Annotated in this window: 16 protein-coding genes and 1 pseudogene; 13 read left to right on the forward strand and 4 right to left on the reverse strand. The window is 63.2% G+C overall.

Annotated elements, in window-relative coordinates; genetic code table 11:
- The first annotated feature begins 259 nt into the window (after positions 1 to 259).
- From BN973_RS28515 to BN973_RS28565, 11 genes are all read left to right on the forward strand, one after another.
- Complete coding sequence (locus tag BN973_RS28515) at positions 260 to 1,060, forward strand: MlaE family ABC transporter permease (protein WP_051641700.1); 801 nt, start codon at positions 260 to 262, stop codon at positions 1,058 to 1,060.
- Positions 1,057 to 1,911: an ABC transporter permease gene (locus BN973_RS28520; RefSeq protein WP_036473646.1), complete on the forward strand. Its 855-nt coding sequence runs from the start codon at positions 1,057 to 1,059 to the stop codon at positions 1,909 to 1,911. Before BN973_RS28515 ends, BN973_RS28520 begins: the two co-directional genes overlap by 4 nt.
- 5 nt (positions 1,912 to 1,916) lie before the next feature.
- Entirely contained in the window at positions 1,917 to 3,374 is a 1,458-nt protein-coding gene (locus BN973_RS28525) for an MCE family protein (RefSeq protein ID WP_036473648.1), read from the forward strand.
- Between the two features lie 52 nt (positions 3,375 to 3,426).
- Complete coding sequence (locus BN973_RS28530; RefSeq protein WP_036473651.1) at positions 3,427 to 4,455, forward strand: MCE family protein; 1,029 nt, start codon at positions 3,427 to 3,429, stop codon at positions 4,453 to 4,455.
- Positions 4,452 to 5,738 (forward strand): MCE family protein, encoded by a 1,287-nt coding sequence (locus BN973_RS28535; protein WP_051641726.1) that lies wholly within the window; start codon positions 4,452 to 4,454, stop codon positions 5,736 to 5,738. The genes BN973_RS28530 and BN973_RS28535 overlap by 4 nt, the downstream gene beginning before the upstream one ends.
- Positions 5,735 to 7,081, forward strand: a complete 1,347-nt coding sequence (locus BN973_RS28540) for a virulence factor Mce family protein (RefSeq protein WP_139813813.1) — start codon at positions 5,735 to 5,737, stop codon at positions 7,079 to 7,081. Before BN973_RS28535 ends, BN973_RS28540 begins: the two co-directional genes overlap by 4 nt.
- Positions 7,082 to 7,095: 14 nt before the next feature.
- Positions 7,096 to 8,238, forward strand: a complete 1,143-nt coding sequence (locus BN973_RS28545) for a virulence factor Mce family protein (RefSeq protein WP_036473653.1) — start codon at positions 7,096 to 7,098, stop codon at positions 8,236 to 8,238.
- Position 8,239: 1 nt separating this feature from the next.
- Positions 8,240 to 9,712, forward strand: coding sequence for an MCE family protein (locus BN973_RS28550; protein WP_036474118.1), 1,473 nt, complete (start codon positions 8,240 to 8,242; stop codon positions 9,710 to 9,712).
- The gene (locus BN973_RS28555; RefSeq protein ID WP_036474120.1) at positions 9,676 to 10,416 is read left to right on the forward strand and encodes a tetratricopeptide repeat protein; all 741 of its coding nucleotides are present in this window, start codon (positions 9,676 to 9,678) and stop codon (positions 10,414 to 10,416) included. The genes BN973_RS28550 and BN973_RS28555 overlap by 37 nt, the downstream gene beginning before the upstream one ends.
- A gap of 62 nt (positions 10,417 to 10,478) precedes the next feature.
- Positions 10,479 to 11,186, forward strand: coding sequence for a hypothetical protein (locus BN973_RS28560; RefSeq protein ID WP_036473655.1), 708 nt, complete (start codon positions 10,479 to 10,481; stop codon positions 11,184 to 11,186).
- A gap of 162 nt (positions 11,187 to 11,348) precedes the next feature.
- Positions 11,349 to 12,200 (forward strand): acyl-CoA thioesterase, encoded by an 852-nt coding sequence (locus tag BN973_RS28565; RefSeq protein WP_036473658.1) that lies wholly within the window; start codon positions 11,349 to 11,351, stop codon positions 12,198 to 12,200.
- Positions 12,201 to 12,232: 32 nt separating this feature from the next.
- Here BN973_RS28565 and BN973_RS28570 read toward each other — a convergent pair.
- From BN973_RS28570 to BN973_RS28580, 3 genes and pseudogenes are all read right to left on the reverse strand, one after another.
- Positions 12,233 to 13,122, reverse strand: a pseudogene (locus BN973_RS28570) (CoA transferase).
- Between the two features lie 37 nt (positions 13,123 to 13,159).
- Entirely contained in the window at positions 13,160 to 13,942 is a 783-nt protein-coding gene (locus tag BN973_RS28575) for a FadR/GntR family transcriptional regulator (RefSeq protein ID WP_023862278.1), read from the reverse strand.
- Positions 13,943 to 14,017: 75 nt separating this feature from the next.
- On the reverse strand, positions 14,018 to 15,013 hold the full coding sequence (locus BN973_RS28580) for an LLM class flavin-dependent oxidoreductase (RefSeq protein ID WP_036473664.1): 996 nt from the start codon (positions 15,011 to 15,013) through the stop codon (positions 14,018 to 14,020).
- Between the two features lie 179 nt (positions 15,014 to 15,192).
- Between BN973_RS28580 and BN973_RS28585 the strand changes: the two genes are divergently transcribed.
- Both BN973_RS28585 and BN973_RS28590 read left to right on the forward strand, forming a co-directional pair.
- On the forward strand, positions 15,193 to 16,206 hold the full coding sequence (locus tag BN973_RS28585) for a Rieske 2Fe-2S domain-containing protein (RefSeq protein WP_036473666.1): 1,014 nt from the start codon (positions 15,193 to 15,195) through the stop codon (positions 16,204 to 16,206).
- Complete coding sequence (locus BN973_RS28590) at positions 16,196 to 16,807, forward strand: TetR/AcrR family transcriptional regulator (RefSeq protein ID WP_036473667.1); 612 nt, start codon at positions 16,196 to 16,198, stop codon at positions 16,805 to 16,807. Before BN973_RS28585 ends, BN973_RS28590 begins: the two co-directional genes overlap by 11 nt.
- On the opposite strand, the gene BN973_RS28595 is transcribed toward BN973_RS28590, so the two are convergent.
- Positions 16,791 to 17,408 (reverse strand): isochorismatase family protein, encoded by a 618-nt coding sequence (locus tag BN973_RS28595; protein ID WP_036473669.1) that lies wholly within the window; start codon positions 17,406 to 17,408, stop codon positions 16,791 to 16,793. The two genes, BN973_RS28590 and BN973_RS28595, sit on opposite strands and share 17 nt — an antisense overlap.
- Positions 17,409 to 17,505 lie beyond the last annotated feature (97 nt).

Genomic DNA, 17,505 nt, shown 5'->3' on the forward strand with positions numbered 1-17,505 from the left:
GTCGGAAGTTGCAGCAAACCGCCACCGATGCACGGACGCCGCTAAGCGGGTTTGTCCGAAATGAATGTTTGTCGATGTTGCTTTGCCTTAATGTAATGGTGTAGCGTCCCGCTGTGCTCTGGGCCACACCGCTCGAAAGGCAAGCAGCACGTCATACCGCTGCGGGGAGGATTCATCGTCTAATGTCGGCTCTGACTGGTTACAAACGAGTGTGCTAGTGGTGGCGGCGGACACAGAACCTATTACTGCCTCTGTCGGCGTGCCGGCGCCAGCTGAGGCGTCCCCGGGCGCTCCTGCCTGGAAGGCCTCTGCTGGCAAGCCGTTGCGCGAGATCGGCAGCTTCTTCGCGTTGTCGCTCGAGATCTTGGCGCAGGTGGTCCGTCCACCCTTCGCCTGGCGTGAGTTCATCCATCAGGCGTGGTTCGTGGCCCGGGTGTCGAGCGCCCCCGCCGTCTTCTTGGCGATCCCGTTCAACACCCTCGCCGTGTTCATCATCAACGTCCTGCTCGTCGAAATCGGCGCTGCCGACGCCTCGGGAACTGGCTCTGCGCTGGCCGCCGTGGTCTACCTCGGTCCGATAACGGCGGTGTTGGTAGTCGCCGGTACCGGCGCTACCGCAATGTGTGCCGACCTAGGCGCTCGCACCATCCGCGAAGAAGTCGACGCCATGCGCGTGATGGGGATCAACCCGGTGCAACGGCTTCTGGTGCCCAGGGTGCTGGCGTTGGGGCTCAACGGGTTGGTATTGAACGCCATCATCACCATCGTGGGCTTGGTAACCGAATATTTGTTCTCGGTCTACTTTCAGCACATCAACCCGGGCTCTTACATGGCGAGTCTTACCCTGCTCGTTGGCCTGACCGACGTGGTCATCGCCTTCGCCAAGGCGCTGCTGTTCGGCCTAGTTGCCGGTTTCATTGCTTGCTACAAGGGCGTTAGCGTGGGCGGCGGTCCGCAAGGCGTCGGCAACGCGGTGAACGAAACCGTGGTGTACACCTTTATGGCGTTGTTCGTGATCAATGTGGTGCTGACCGCTGTTACAACGAAGGCGACGACGTGACCGCCATCCCAGCGGCACATCGGCTGCCGCGGCTGGCGAAGGGCGTGCGCGGTTTTGCTGACGGATGGAACCGGCTCGGAAGCCAGACCGCGTTCTACGTCAAAGCCCTCGGCTTGGTCTGGGAGGCTATGGCCCGCTACAAGGTGGAGACGCTGCGCCTGATCGCCAACATGAGTTTGGGCGTGGGCGCTCTGGCCATCATCGGCGGCACCGTGGTAATCGTCACCACCTTGACGATGTCAACTGGGGGACTCGTCGGCATCCAGCTATACCGATCGTTATCCGATGTCGGGGTGCAGGCATTGAGCGGTTTCGCGTCCGCCTACATCAACACCCGTATCAGCTCGCCGCTGATCGCCGATATCGGCTTGGCTGCCACAATTGGCGCCGGTGCCACCGCACAGCTGGGCGCCATGCGGATCAACGAGGAGATCGACGCGCTCGAGGTGATGGGCATCCGCACGATCGCCTACCTGGCCTCGACTCGGGTGTTGGCGGGCGTAGTTGTCGTCGTTCCGCTGTGGTGTATGGCGGCGCTGTCGGGATTTCTGGCCACGCGCATGCTAGTGATCTTAATCTACGGACAGCCTCCGGGCGTATATGACCACTATTTCCACACTTATCTGCAACCAACAGACCTCATTTGGTCGTTGATGCAAGTGATCGCCTCTGCGGTAACGATCATGCTGGTGCACACCTATTACGGTTTCAACGCCTCGGGCGGGCCGGCGGGCGTCGGTGAGGCGGTCGGTCGTGCTGTGCGCACGTCACTGATCGTGGCGGTGGCGGTGACGTTGGCGGTGGCGCTGGCCGCCTACGGTGTTTCCGGCAACTTCCACCTGTCCGGGTAGCGGCGATGAAGAGCAAACGGCGCGAGGCGGGCCTGCACCCGGCGATCTGGACATTTGTCCTCTTGGCGTCGATCGCCGCGCTGATCGCGCTGACGGTCGGCGCCTTCAACAGGGACTTCAGGCCCTACGCTCGGGTGACGCTGGCGTCTGACCGGGCGGGACTGGTGATGGAGCCCGGCGCCAAAGTGAAGATGCGTGGGGTCCAGGTCGGCCGGGTCGCGTCAATCCAGCCGGGCGATCCAGTGAAGTTGCAATTGGAGCTCTACCCGGAGCAACTCAAATACATTCCGGCCAACGTCACCGCCGAAATCACCGCCCCCACGGCGTTCGGCGCCAAGGACGTCGAACTGCTAGCGCCGGCCCAGCCGAGCGCGCGACGGCTGGCGGCCGGGGCAGTGGTGAAATCCGGAAATGTGAGTGTCGAGGTAAACACTGTGTTCCAGAACCTCGTTGCTGTGCTGAACCAGGTGGACGTCCCGAAATTGAACGCGGTGCTCACCGCGTTCGCCGACGGATTTCGCGGTAAGGGTGAAGCGATCGGCGAGGCCACCACCGATCTCAACCAGGTCCTGATGGCGATCAATCCGCGCAGTGAGACGATCCGTGCCGACTACCGCGCCCTCAAAGGCTTCAGTGACACTTACGGCGCGGCAGCAAGCAACATCGTGACGGTGCTGGGTGCCGTCAGCACCACCAGCACCACCATCACCGACAACGCAAAACAACTCGACTCATTGCTGCTCGACGTCAGCGGGCTCTCCCGCGCCGGGACCAATCTGATCGGGCCCAACAAAGACAACTTCGTGCATGGCATCAATCTGCTGGAGTCCACCACGCGCCTACTGATGAAGTACAACCCGGAGCTGACCTGCACGCTGGTCGGCGGGAAAAACGCCCTCGATTTCGGCGCACTGAATTCTTCCGGCGGCAGCAATGGATACTCGGAGATCCTGGATGTCGCGCTGCTGCTGGGCAAGGACGCATACCGCTATCCGGACAATCTGCCGGTCACCGACATCAAGGGCGGCCCCGGCGGCGAGCCGGGATGCGGCTCGCTGCCCGATGTTGCCAAGAACTGGCCGCAGCGCTACCTCGTCACGGATTCTGGGTGGGGCACCGGAGTAGATGTGCGACCCAACCCCGGTATCGGCTTCCCGGGTTACGTCGACTACTTCCCCGTCACCAGGGGAACCCCACAACCGCCCAGCATCCGCCATCCGGCGGGTCCGGCGCCTGGTCCCATCCCGTACCCGGGAGCACCCCCCTACGGTGCGCAGCTATACGCCCCGGACGGAACACCGCTGTATCCCGGTCTGCCGCCGGCGCCGCCGCCGGGCAGGCCGCGAGAACCCGGCCCTCCGCCGGCGGGTTCCGAACCGTTCGTGCCGCCAGTGCCGGCCGGCGTGCAAGCAACTTGCGGAGTACTCAATCAGCAATGCGTACCGCCGCCGCCAGCCCCCTGAGCCTTGACGGCCGAAGGCGAGAGGCAAGAGAAGCCATTAGAGGAAGGCAGATATGCGAGAGAATTTGGTAGGCGTCACGTGGCGCCTCGCCATCTACTTGGTCGTGTGCCTGGTCGGCGCGTTTGCGCTGGTCGCCGTCTTCGGCCAATTGCGCTTTCAGTCGGAACAGAGCTATCGGGCCGTTTTCGCGAACGTGTCCGGGCTAGAAGGTGGGAATTTCGTCCGCGTCGCCGGCGTCGAGGTCGGCAAGGTCAAAAACATCACCATCCAGCCCGATTCGACCGTGGTCGTGGAGTTCTCCGCCGCTAACTCGGTAATCCTCACCGAGGGCGCCAGGGCCGCCATCCGCTTCGCGGACCTCATCGGGGGCAGATACGTGGCACTTGAGGAGGGCGCCGGGGGAGTAAACAGACTTCATCCGGGAGGAACCATTCCACTGAGCCGCACCGAGCCGGCGCTGGACCTCGACGCGCTGATCGGTGGTTTCCGGCCGCTGTTCCGCGCGCTCGACCCTGACCAAGTGAACAAGCTGACCGGCCAACTGATCGCGGCCTTTCAGGGTCAGGGCGGCACGATTGGTTCATTTCTCACCCAGGCTGCGGCCCTCACAAACACGCTGGCCGACCGGGATCAACTGATCGGTCAAGTCGTCACCAACTTGAACTCCCTGCTCGGTTCGCTCAGCGGGCAGAGCAAGCAGTTCGCCAAGGCGGTCGACTCACTATCTGAACTGGTCGCAGGCCTCGAGGCCCGCAAGCAGGACATCAGCAACGGGGTGGCATACGCCAACGCGGCTGCAGGGTCGATCGCCGATCTGTTGTCGCAGGCCCGCCCGCCGCTGAAAAAGGTTGTGGCTGAGACGAATCGGACCGCCGAAACCGTGCTCGCCGATCGCGATTTCTTCGACAACTATCTCAACGCCTGGCCCGATGCATTCAAAATCCTCAATCGACAGGGCCTAACTGGTGACTGGTTCAGCTTCTATCTGTGCGATGTCGTGCTGAAGGTCAACGGCAAAGGGGGCCAACCGGTGTATATCAAGGTCGTCGGCCAGTCCACCGGGAGGTGCACGCCGCGATGAAATCCTTTTCCGAACGTAACCCGCTCCGCATTGGCGCCATCGGACTCGGCATCACCTTTGCTCTCATGCTGATATCGCTGAACTACGACAAGCTGCCGTTCTTCAACACAGGCAAGACCTACTCGGCGTATTTCGCCGAGGCCGGCGGCCTGGCGCCCGGCAACGCTGTTCAGGTGTCGGGTTTCCGGGTAGGTCAAGTCTCGAGCGTCGAGCTGGACGGACCGCGGGTGCTGGTTAAGTTCCATGTCGCCGGCGACGTGCGGCTCGGTGATCGCACCGAGGCAGCAATTAAATTGAAGACCTTACTCGGCAGCAAGGTCCTCGAGGTCACTCCACGCGGAGACGGAAAACTGACCGGTCCCATACCGCTCGACCGGACCAGGCCGGCCTATCAATTGCCTGACGCGCTGGGCGATCTCACGACAACCATCAGCGGGTTGAATACCGACCAACTATCCAACTCGCTGGCCGTGCTGTCCGACACCTTCGCCGATACCCCACCCGACCTGAAGGCGGCGGTGCAGGGGCTGGCGAGGTTCTCCCAGACACTGGACCAACGCGACGCCCAGCTGCGAAACCTGTTGAGTAACGCCAACAAAGCGACGAAGGTGCTCGCCGAACGCAGCGACGAAGTCGTCAACCTGGTCGCCAACACCAACGCCCTTTTGGCGCAACTGAAAAGCCAGAGCAGCGCACTGGACCAGATCTCCAGCAATCTCTCCGCGGTGGCCCGCCAGGTAAAGGGTTTCATCGCCGAGAACCGCGACACCCTCAAGCCGGCGCTGGACAGGCTCAACCAGGTATTAGGAATCGTCGACAACCGCAAAGAACGCGTGCAGAAGGCGCTCACGGGGCTGAACAGCTTTTCGTTGAGGCTTGGCGAAACGGTGTCGGCCGCCCCGTTCTACAAGGCTTACGTCGCTAACCTGTTGCCCGGGCAGTTCGTCCAACCGTTCATCGACGCGGCCTTCTCCGACCTGGGCCTGGATCCGAACGTGCTGCTGCCCACGCAGCGCGCCGACCCGGAGGTCGGCCAGCCGGGAACACCGCCGCTGCCGGTACCCTTCCCGCGGACCGGCCAGGGCGGGGAACCGCGCATGACCATCCCGGACGCCATCACGGGTAACCCCAGTGACCATCCGTGTGGTCTGCCCGGTGCGGCATTGCCCGGTCCCGGCTGCTACCCGTACCGGGAGCCACCACCGGCACCACCACCCGGCGGCCCGCCGCCAGGACCGCCCGCGCCTCCGAATCCGCAGCCGGTTCAGGGCGGTGGACAGTGAATTCACGCAACGCCAAGATCGGCTTGGCCTTCGCGCTGGTCCTGTTGCTGATCGGCGGCATCGTGACGGCGGTAAGGTCGGTCAGCGGTATTGGCCGCACCACTGTCACCGGCTACTTCGCGGATAGCACCGGGCTCTACAACGGGGATGACGTCGTTATTCTCGGCGTCCGCGTCGGCAAGATCGAGAAGATCGAACCACAGCCCAGCCGTGTCAAGATCACCTTCTGGTACCACGGCAAATACAAGGTGCCCGCCGACGCCAAGGCCGTGATCTTGTCACCGTCCCTGGTGACACCTCGATCCATCCAGTTGACACCCGCCTATACGGGTGGTCCGGTGATGGCCACCGGCGCGGTAATCCCGCAGGTTCGCACCGCTGTTCCGGTGGAATACGACGACTTGCGCCAGCAACTCGAGAAGCTGACGCAGACGCTGCAGCCCGCCGAACCGGGCGGCACCAGCACTTTGGGGGCATTTATCAACACCGCCGCCGACAACTTGCGTGGCCAAGGCCCAGATATCCGTGACACCCTCATCAAGCTGTCACAGGCGATATCGGCGATCGGCGACCACAGCAACGACCTGTTCTCCACCGTGAAGAACTTGTCGATCCTGGTCTCCGCGCTGCATGACAGCAGCGACCTGCTGCGTCACCTGAACCAGAATCTGGCCGCGGTGACCAACCTGTTCACCAACGACCCAAATGAGGTCGGAAATGCGGTTCGCGATCTCAACGAGGTGGCCGATGACGTCCGAAACTTTGTGGCCGATAACCGGGAGACCCTGGGTGACACCTCCGACAAGCTGGCGTCGGTGTCACAGGCGCTCAACGCGAGCCTCGACGACGTCAAACAAGTTCTGCATGTCGCGCCGACAGCCTTTCAAAACTTCCTTAACATCTATCAGCCCGCCCAGGGCGCGTTGACCGGTTCGCTGGCGGTGAACCAATTCGCCAACCCGATCCAATTCCTCTGCAGTGCGGTAGAGGCGGCCTCGCGGCGCGGTGGCAAAGAGTCAGCGAAACTCTGTGTGCAGTACCTGGCGCCGATCATCAAGAACCGTCAATACAACTTCCCGCCGCTGGCCGAGAACCTTTTCGTCGGAACCACCGCGCGCCCCAACGAAATAACTTATAGCGAGGACTGGCTGCGGCCCGATTATGTTCCCCCGCGGTCAGCAGAGCCCACCGGCCCCGCCAACCCCGCGCCGGCAAACACCCCACCGGGGTCCCCACCCTCGCCACCATCGCCGGCGGCACCGCCGGCGCCCGCCCAACCAGTAGCCACCAACCCGGCCGATGGCCTGCGCGGGATGATGGTGCCGTCCGGAGGTGGACAGTGATCCGATCAGGGCGCTTGTCGCGAGCAGCCGTAGGGCTGGCGGCGGCACTTGTGGTGGCGGCACTCTCCGGCTGCGGGTTCCGCGGGGCGAACTCGTTTCCGTTGCCGGGAACTCAGGGCGGTGGGCCGGGTTCGTACACCGTCCAAGCGCAGATGCCCGACGTGCAGAATCTGGAACGGAATTCCCGAGTCCGGGTCAACGATGTCACCGTCGGCAAGGTGACGAACATCGAGCTTCAGAACTGGCATGCACTGGTCACCATGACGATCAACGGTGATGTCAACCTGCCCGCCAACGCGACCGCCACGGTCGGGCAGACCAGCCTGCTGGGTTCGGTGCACGTCGAATTGGCGCCACCCGCTGGGGTCCCGCCTCAAGGCAAGCTCAAAAACGGGTCAATGATTCCGATGTCGTCAGCGGGCACCTATCCATCAACCGAAAGGACATTGGCCGCGGTTTCGTTGGTGCTCAACGGCGGCGGCCTAGGGCAGATCCAGGACATCACCAAGTCTTTAAGCACTGCTTTCACCGGCCGCGAGGCGGACCTGAGGAGCCTGCTCGGGCAACTCGATAAGTTCGTCGGGTACCTCAACGACCAAAAAGACGACATCATCGCCGCAACGGAAAGCTTGAACAACCTAACTGGTCAATTCGCCGACCAGAAGCCGGTGATCGACAAAGCGTTGAAGACCATACCGGGCGCATTGACCGTGCTGAAAGACGAGCGGACCGCCCTCGCCGATGCGCTCGGTGACGTCAGCAGATTCGGCGCACTTGCCGCTGACTCAGTCAACAAGACCAAGGAAAACCTGGTCAAGGAGCTGAGGGATCTCGGCCCGGTGCTGCAGTCACTGGCCGATGCCGGGCCGGCGCTGACCCGTGCGCTGGACTTCTACGGGACCTTCCCGTTCCCCACGAGCACACTCAGCAAATGGATGCGCGGCGACTATGCCAACCTGACAGCCGTCATCGACCTGACGCTGAGCCGGCTGGACGCGTCCTTTTTCACCGGTACCCGGTTCGAGTGCAATCTGACCGAGCTGGAACTGCAGTGGGGCCGCACCATCGGCCAGATGCCCAGCCCCTGTACTGGTGGCGGCCCATACAATCCCGGGAACCCACTGGTTGTTCCCTACCACTTCGACCAGGGGCGCTGACATCGTGCTCACTAGGCGAATCAAAATCCAGCTGATCGTTTTCGCGGTGGTCAGCCTGACCGCGGGCACCATCATGTTTTTCAACTACATGCAGATCCCGACGACGTTCTTTGGGGTCGACCGCTACACCGTGACGGTGCAGCTGCCCGAGGCTGGCGGCCTATATCCGGGCGGCAACGTCACCTACCGAGGCGTCGAAGTGGGCCGGGTGCGCGACGTGCGCCTAACCAGTAGCGGCGCCGAGGCGGAGCTCCAGTTGGACTCGGATGTCCACATCCCAGCCGACCTCAGCGCCCAGGTGCACAGCGTGTCCGCAGTCGGCGAGCAATATGTCGAACTGCTGCCACGCACCGGGAACGGCCCGTCGCTGAAAAACGGCGACGTGATCCCTGTGGACCGCACGTATGTTCCGCCGAACCTCAACTCGCTGCTGCAGGCGACCAATCGCGGGCTGAGCGTGATCCCGCGCGACAACCTCAAAACGGTGGTCGACGAATCCTATGCGGCGGTGGGCGGGCTCGGCCCCGAGCTTTCCCGGCTGGTGAATGGCACCTCGAAGCTCGCGATCGACAGCCGCAAGAACCTCGACGCACTCGTGACCTTGATTGACGGGTCAAAGCCACTGCTGGACAGCCAAATTCAGTCATCGGACGCCGTGCACGCCTGGGCCGCCCACCTGGCGACCATCACGTCGCAGCTTCGAGACAACGACTCCGCGGTCAGGGGCGTGCTTCACAAGGGCGGCCCAGCGGCCGCCGAGGCCCGGCAGCTGTTCGACCGGTTGAACCCCACGTTGCCGATCGTGCTGGCCAATCTGGTGAGTATCGGGCAGGTGGGGGTCACCTATCGGGACGACCTGGAAGCTGTCCTGGTGGAGCTGCCGCAGGGGGCGGCCGACGTCCAAGCGACCGGGGTTCCCAATAGGAACACCAAACAGCCTTACCTGGGTGGCTACCTCAGCTTCAATCTGAATCTCAACTGGCCGCCGCCGTGCACCACCGGGTTCCTGCCGCCCCAGCAGCAGCGGGCCGCCAGCTACGAGGACTACCCGGATCCGCCCAAAGGCGACCTATATTGCCGGGTACCGCAGGACTCGCTGCTCGACGTGCGCGGTGCGCGCAATCTGCCGTGCGAGACGCGTCCAGGCAAGCGCGCCCCGACCGTGAAGCTGTGCGAAAGCGACGAGACGTACGTTCCCCTGAACGACGGCTTCATTTGGAAGGGCGATCCCAACGCGACGTACACCGGTCAAGCTGTCCCCCAGCTTCGGCCGGGAGACGAGCCGCCCGGGCAGGCCCCGCCACCGTCGCCGCCCGGTCCGGCGCCACCGCCGATCGCGGCCGTCCAATACGACCCAGCCACCGGCATGTACGTTGGGCCAGACGGGCACATGTACAGCCAGACTGATCTGGCCCATGGGGCTACCAAGGAGAAAACATGGCAGAGCATGCTGATACCTCCCAAGAGGAACTGAGCGAAACGGGCCAGGCAGGGACAACCCCCGCATCCGTCCACACCGACGAGGGTTCATCGGATGTGCCTGACCGGGCCACCTCGAACGAGACGAGCGCCGAGTCGGCGCCTCCCTCGGTGGAGGCGGCGGAGGGTCTGACCGACGAGGCCGACGACTACGACGCCGCGGTTGATGACGGAGTCGCCGACGCCCCGGAAGACGCTGCACCGGAAAAGGAGCGGGCGTCGCCGTTAAGGCTGGCCGCCATATGGGGGTTGGTCACAGTTGCTTCTTTGGGGGGTTTGGCCGGTTGGTTCGGGTTTCGGCTGTATCAGTCGCACCAGGCCCAAGAACAACGTGCGCTATTGGTTCAGGTTGCAAGACAAGGGGCGCTGAACCTGACCACAATCGATTGGCAGCACGCCGACGGCGACATAAAGCGCATCCTGGACTCGGCGACAGGCACTTTCTACGACGATTTTTCCAATCGATCGAAACCCTTCATCGAGGTCGTCAAGAAAGCGCAATCGAAGTCGGTAGGAACAATCACCGAGTCGGGTTTGGAGTCGCAATCGGGCAGCGAAGCGCAAGTGCTGGTTGCCGTGTCCGTTAGAACATCGAACCTCGGTGCCGCCGATCAGGATCCGCGGCATTGGCGAATGCGAATCACCGTGCAAAAAGTTGGAAGCGATGCGAAAGTCTCCAACGTCTCATTCGTGCCATGAGGAATTTGCAGGTCGGCAAGCATCGAGTGCTAAGCCTACGAGCCAGAAGGGGAACCACCGCTGTGCCGGTCGAAATTGATTCCGCCACCGAGCAAGACGAAGCGATTGCCGCCGGCGAGACCACCGACCAGGCCGCAAGCGTAACAAGCGAACCTCAGGGGCTCGATGAGACCCACGACTCGGGCGAAACAGAAGACCTTCCTCAGTCAGGGGAAGCGTCGGTCAAGGATGAGGATACTGAAGCCGAAGACGCGAAAGACGTTGAGCTCCCAGTACGTAAGCGCAGAGTTAAATGGTCCCGAGTATTGGTATTCGGGGTGCTGCCCGTGTTGGCATTGCTGATCGCAGCGGCGGCCGGCTTCTTAAAGTGGCAGGATGCATGGGTCCGTAACTCTGGGGCCGCTGGCATCGAGTCCGTTGCAGCGGCAAAGGAATCCACCGTTGCGCTACTGTCCTACCAGCCCGACAGCGTCGAAAAGGACCTGGGGGCCGCCCGCGACCGGCTGACCGGAAAGTTCAAAGACTCCTACACACAATTGGTCCAGGACGTGGTGATACCGGGTGCCAAGAAAGACCACATCTCGGCGATTGCCACCGTTCCCGCCGCCGCCTCAGTGTCGGCGACACCAAACCACGCGGTCGCTCTGGTGTATGTAGACCAGACTGTGGCCGTCGGCAACGACGCGCCCACGGACACCTCATCGACCGTCCGGGTGACGATGGACAAGATCGGAAACCGGTGGCTGATTTCGTCATTCGACCCAGTTTGAGGCCGGTATGGGCCCAGGCAGATGTCTCCTGCGGGTCTGACTGGGTCATCCACCGTGACATGGTCGACGGATGACACTGCATAACAGTGGGTTTGAGCTGCGGCGGATCGATAAGTGCGGTGCCTCCGGAGCGGCGGGCGGCGGCGTGCTTAGCATGCCTACATGATCTCGACGCTCGAAGACGTGCTTCGTCTGCTGGACCTGCAACAGATCGATGACACAGCGTTCGTGGGCACTCAACCCGACACTCCCAACCACCACATCATCGGAAGCCAGGTCGCCGCACAGGCGTTGATGGCGGCCAGCCGGACGACACTCGGGCGACCGGCGCACAGTATGCACATGTACTTTCTGCGGCGAGGTGACGCAAGGCAGCCGATCCAGTTTGATGTGACCCCGCTACGTGACGGCGGCACCATCTCCTCACGTCGAGTGACCGCGAGCCAGTCGGGAGTCGTCCTCTTCGAGGCGCTCGCCTCGTTCACAATCATGGCCGACGACGTCGACTGGCAACAACGAATGCCGGACGTGGCGGGGCCGGACGCGGTCCATGGACTCGACGATCTATTGACGCCCTACGCCGAGGAATTCGGTGACTGGTGGCCGCAGCAAAGTCCCTTCACCATGCGGTACCTCGACGCACCGCCGCGGGTCGCCCTTGACCTCACCCACCCGCCGCCGCCGCGGCTTCGGATCTGGCTTCGTGCGAACGGCGAGGTCACCGACGATCCGTTGGTCAACAGTTGCGTGGCGGCCTATCTCAGCGCGCTCACACTGCTCGAGTGCGTGATGACGACGATGCGCACCACACCGATGGGGCCTCGACTCTCGGCGCTAGTCGACCACACCATCTGGTTTCACCGTGCTGCCGACTTTACTGACTGGCTGCTCTTCGACCAGTTCTCGCCGAGCATTGTGGGCCGCCGCGGTTTGGCGACCGGGACCCTGTACAACCGGTCGGGTGAGTTGGTGTGCAGCGCAACCCAGGAGGGTTACTTCGCTGAGCAGCGATAGTGACCGAATCAACGGCGTTGACAGCGCTGCGATTACGTGATCGCGCCGGCAATCTTGAGTTCAATAAGGCGGTCGTCGTCAATGCCCAGTTCGCGCAGTACTGCGTCGGTGTGCTCCGCGAATTGCGGCGCTCTGGTCAGGCTGGCTGGATCGTCGTCGAACTGCACCGGGCTGGCGACCAGCTTCTGCGAATGACCTTCGGCATCGACGATTTCGGCGATGCGACCGTTGGCGGTCAGTGCTTCGTCATTGGCGATTTCCCAGGCGTCCTGCACCGGGGGCCCACTGCCCTCTGCCCCTGCGTAGCAAGGCTTGGCATTCAGCGAAACTCAAGTTGCCGATCGGCGTCCGCAACGATTTGTTGAGCGGTTTCGCTGTGTTCGGTCATCGCCTCGAGCGTTGTGAACCGGGGATCTTCAGCGACATCGTGCAGATCCATCAGCCGGCAGAACTCCGGCCAGTACCGCGTCGGCTGCAACATTCACAAGGCCCCGGCATCCCGGTCGGGCCTTTTCAGTCCGAAGCCGCTGCCGACGAGATAGATGATGGCGGGGTTGATTCGGCGGACGTCGTCGACGTCGATCGACAGCTTCTTCCGCGTCGACGGCAGGTAGTTCGTCAGGAATACGTCGCTTCGCCGAATCAGTTCGTCGAGCAGGGGACGCGCCTCCGAATTGTCGAGGGCCAGCCCAACACTGCGCTTTCCGCGGTTGGGCGCCTCCATGATCGGTGCGAACGACGATCCGGGTACGGTTGCCGCGGCGCCCAACACTTTGACCAAGCCGCGCTGCGCGTCGCCGGTGACAGGATGCTCGATCTTCACCCCATCGGCGCCCTAGTCGGTGAGCACCGCGCCTGCCGAGGGAACAAAGGTGAACTGGGCGACCTCCAGCACGCGAACTCCGGTGAGCGGTTTACGCATCAGATGTCCTTCAAGTGAGGGTGGGCACGGGGCCCACTCAATGCATGATGTCTCGGACCTTCGTCTTCTCGTAGCCCTTGAGCAGCTCAGCGCTGGCGTTCTCCATGTGTCGCCGCCAATGCGCCTCGGCCTCGGCGCCGTCCCGGGCGGCCACCAAGTCGGCGAGTCGGGTGTAGGACCGCATCAGCTTGGTGTACTGAGCCTTGGGCACGACGTTCTCAACGCTGAGAAATGCGGCGGTCATATGCCTTTCGAAGATTTCGTGCAGCATGCCGACGATCACGGTCAGTGTCGCGTTGCCCGACAATTCGACCAGGCGGCGGTGCAATGCGGTGGACGCCGCGCCCAGCTTGCCCGTCTCCCACGCAGCGGGAACCTTCTCGATGAGTTCGCGTAACTCGCGGTGGGCCGCAGCGGTGCCGTCCTCTGCGAGCAGCCGGGCCGCATACGGTTCAATGCCCATCCGTGCCGTCATCACGTCGGCGAGCGTCGTTCCCGCCATCTCGAGCAGGAAGCCCGCCGGCCGCGCGACGATTTCGGGGCCCGGGACGCGAACCCGGGCGCCGGTGCGTGAGCCGCGCCGCACCTCCACGAGGCGGTCGGACTCCAAGACTCGCACCGCTTCTCGCAGTGACGGCCGGCTGACCTGAAAGTGATCCATGAGTTCGGCCTCGTAGGGGAGGAAGTCGCCGTCTTTGAGCTGTCCCTCGACGATCATCCGCCGCAACGTGTCCGCCACGATCTCGGCCGTCTTCGGCGACCGCACCGCGCCGTTATGTTGTGACGTGGTCATCGGCGCGAGCGGTTCCCGCTTGGCCATCGCGACCTCCTGAACTCGACATGTAGTACTCAGTACACCATGCAAGGCGCGCATCCGGTGCATTCGTGGCCGGCGTCAATGCAGTTGCGAAAGAACGCGCGTCGCGGCCGCACCATAGCCGGCACGTCGTTGGCGTCCGACCAGAAAGCTTGGCGGTGATGCGAATGCTAAGTCGGGCAGTCGTTTGCGAGTCGCCAGCATTTCGCGTGCCTGCGTGTCGTCGCCGCAGATCGCGATCGACCACAGCATATCGTCGGGGACGTGGTCGGCCATCGTCTCCGGATGGCCGCTGCGGAAGGCCGATCGGATCCGGGCGACCTCGTCCGTCCAGCCGTGCAGTTCGACGAGTGAGTCGTAGGTCTTCACGGTGACGTAGAAGGCGATCTGCAGCCGCGCGTCCCGGATGGCCCGGGCCGGGTCGTCGTTGTCGATCGCGGTGATCAGCCAGCCCCAGCGGCGTAGCTCGGCCGCGTCACGCCCACTTGATTCGGCGCCGCGGGCCAGTTCGGGCTCGACGAGTTCGGTCCACCAGCGATCGGTGAACAGGCCGTGCCCCAGCACACCGTCGGCGCTGCGACCTACTGTCTGCAACATGATCTTGTTGAAGGCGCCGATCAAAATGGGCACGTCCAACCGGCCGAGCACGGGTGCCCGGATGTCGGCGTCGATCGTGTAGAACCGGCCCTCGTATCGAACGCGTTCGCCGTTCTCGGCGTTCAGGAACGCCCTGATCGCCTCGATCAATTCGGCCATCCTAGGTGCGGGGTGGGTGGCGTCGACACCGAACCAGTCTTTGTTCATTCGCGAGGTGCCCGATCCAAGTCCCAAGAAGATCCTGCCCGGCGCGAGTGTCCAGAGCTGCCGCACGGCCGCGGCATGCACGAAGGGGGACCGGGCGAATGCATATGCGATTCCCGGGCCAATGTAGGCCTGCGAAGTGCCGAGGGCCATCTCGGTCGCTGTGATGTACGCGTTGAGGTCGGCGAACTCACCGGCACAAAACGCCTGCGCGCCGGCGGTCTCCGCTTGTGTTGCCAGCGCAGGCCCCGGCCAAGGCAGACCCCAGTCCATGCATCCTCACATCCATCCACAGCACATCATTAACCTAGTAAGACTAGTAATTGTACGTCCTGATTGGTCGCCGCGGGAAAATTCGCCGACCGGCACGCTCGTTTAGACAAAAGTGTCAAAAATGAGTAGCCTCGAAATAAATCTGTTCAGGTGTCCCGCGTGGAAAGGGCGTTCGGACAATGCAAACCCTGCCGAGCATGCTGCCCACCGGTTGGTTCCAGGTGGCCTGGAGCGCCGACATCGCCGTCGCCGAGGTCGTCCCACTGCACTACTTCGGCCGAGACCTGGTCGCCTTCCGGCAGCTGGACGGGGTGGTGAAGGTGCTTGACGCGCACTGCCAACATCTTGGCGCGAGCCTGGCCCACGGGGGGTGCGTCGTCGAAGAAGGCATCCAGTGCCCGTTTCACGGCTGGGTGTGGAACGGCGCCGGACGCAATGTCCACATCCCGTACCAGGATCGGCCGAATAAGGCCCGACGAGTACGTTCCTACCCGGTCGCGGAGCTCAACGACTCGATCTTGATCTGGCATGACAGCGCAGGCCGGGAGCCGCTATGGGTTGCGCCGGACGCTTTCGCGGTGCTCGGAGACCATGTCCGCTCGCGGCGGTTCCACCCCTTTGGCGCCGATTGCCGGACGCGGCATGAGCGGGTAAAGGTGCATCCCCAGGTGATCGCCGAGAACGCCGTCGATCCCCACCACTTCCAATTCGTCCATCGCACCCCGATCAGTCCCGTGGTACTGCGTGAAAGCACCGATAGCTCGACCTGGTCGGCCAAGGTCGGCTTTGGCCGGAGGTGGAGCGACGGCCTGGACCGCACCGGCGACACGATGAACACGATCGAAATCTATTGGTCAGGAATCGGGCTCAGCTACAACGGCGAACACGTCCGCGACGGAATCCGAGTCATCTCCATCTGCGCGACACCGGTGGACGACACCAGATCCGACATCTTCGCCGGCTACTGGATCAGCGAGGAACCGTCAGAAGGCCCGGATGATTTTGAGGCGCGTCTGGCCGCAGCGAAACTCGCCCTGCCCGACGACATCCGGATCTGGGAGCACCAGAAGTACCTCGAACCGCCGGGTCTGGCGACCTCGGAGGCCGCAGGCTTTCGCGCGCTGCGTCGGTGGGCGAGCGGGTTTTATCCCGAACCGGAGGCCGCCGCCGAGCCGGTCGCGCATGGTGTCTGAGGGCTCGCCCCCGCGGGTAACACGCAAGTCCGACCGCACCCGAGAGTCAATCCTGGACGCTGCGCGGACCGCGTTTGCGCGCAAGGGTTTTTCGGGCGTCACCATCAAGGACATCACTGACCTCGCGCCGGTCACCCGGGCGAACTTCTACTACTACTTCTCCGACAAGACCGAGCTTTTCATCGAGCTCGGCACCGACACCTACCGCGAAGCGCTGGCGGTTGTCGAGGCTTTCATGGAGCAGGAAAGCCCGCCCAGCCGAAAGGACGTCGAGGCCTGGGTTGCCGGCTACTTCGACTACCTCGACCGCAACGGTGCGTTCGTCATCCGCTCCACCGAGGACATGCCTCCCGATCGCAAATTCCGCGCCGCGGTCGCCCGCTCGCACCGCCGAACCGCCGCCGCGCTCGGTGAGGGCATCGCAAAGATGGCGCCGACACCGCCCGACCTTGACCCCGTGGCTACCGGGCTGGTGATTATGGCGATGCTCGAACGGTCATGGCTGATGGTTCGCCACAACGAGGTCCCGTCGACGACGCGCCAAGCGGTGCTCATGGCGGCCACCGAGATGCTGTGGCGAACGGTCAACGGTCAGACCTGACCGATGTCCATTCGTCGATGAGCTTATCGATTGTGGTCAGCCGACCGAGCACGGCAATAGTGTTGTCCAGCACCTGTTCTGCATAGTCCTTGGGGGTGCCGCCGACGGCGTCGCGCGGGACGACGAGTTCGAAACCCGCCTGCGTAACATGCCCGGCAGTGTGGGTGATCGCCAGGTTCAGCGAAACGCCGGCAAGGACGATGGTGCCCACGCCGAAGCCTTTGAGCACGGGCAGTAGTTCGGAATCGAGCGTTGGGAAAAGGCCGTGGTGGCGCGGTAACACCAGATCGGTGGGTGCCAGTAGCTCGGGAAGCACTGTAGTGGAGGCGGTTCCGGGTGCCCAGTGAGCGGTTGCGGGGCCCAGGGCCCGCCAGATGCGCGCTGTTCCGGTCGGCCGGCCGCCGAGGTTGCCCTCATAGGTCGCGTGCACAACCCGCGCGCCGAACTGGCGGGCGGAATCGAGAAGTCGGCGCACACTGGAGACGAGTTCAGAGCTGTCGGCGGCCAAAGCGGGCAAGACGGACTCGGGGCCCAGCACACCGTTCTGGCATTCCACACAGACAACGGCCGTGGTCTCGGGGTCCCATGGTGTCGGAGCCATCCCTGCACCCTAGTGCATTTTTTGACACCTATGACGAAAAATTCGGTAGATCCCTTACAAAGTATCGAGTTTCGCCTTCTTTACCACGGAAGACTCT

It is taken from the genome of Mycobacterium triplex (assembly GCF_000689255.1).
Classification (GTDB): Bacteria; Actinomycetota; Actinomycetes; order Mycobacteriales; family Mycobacteriaceae; genus Mycobacterium; species Mycobacterium triplex.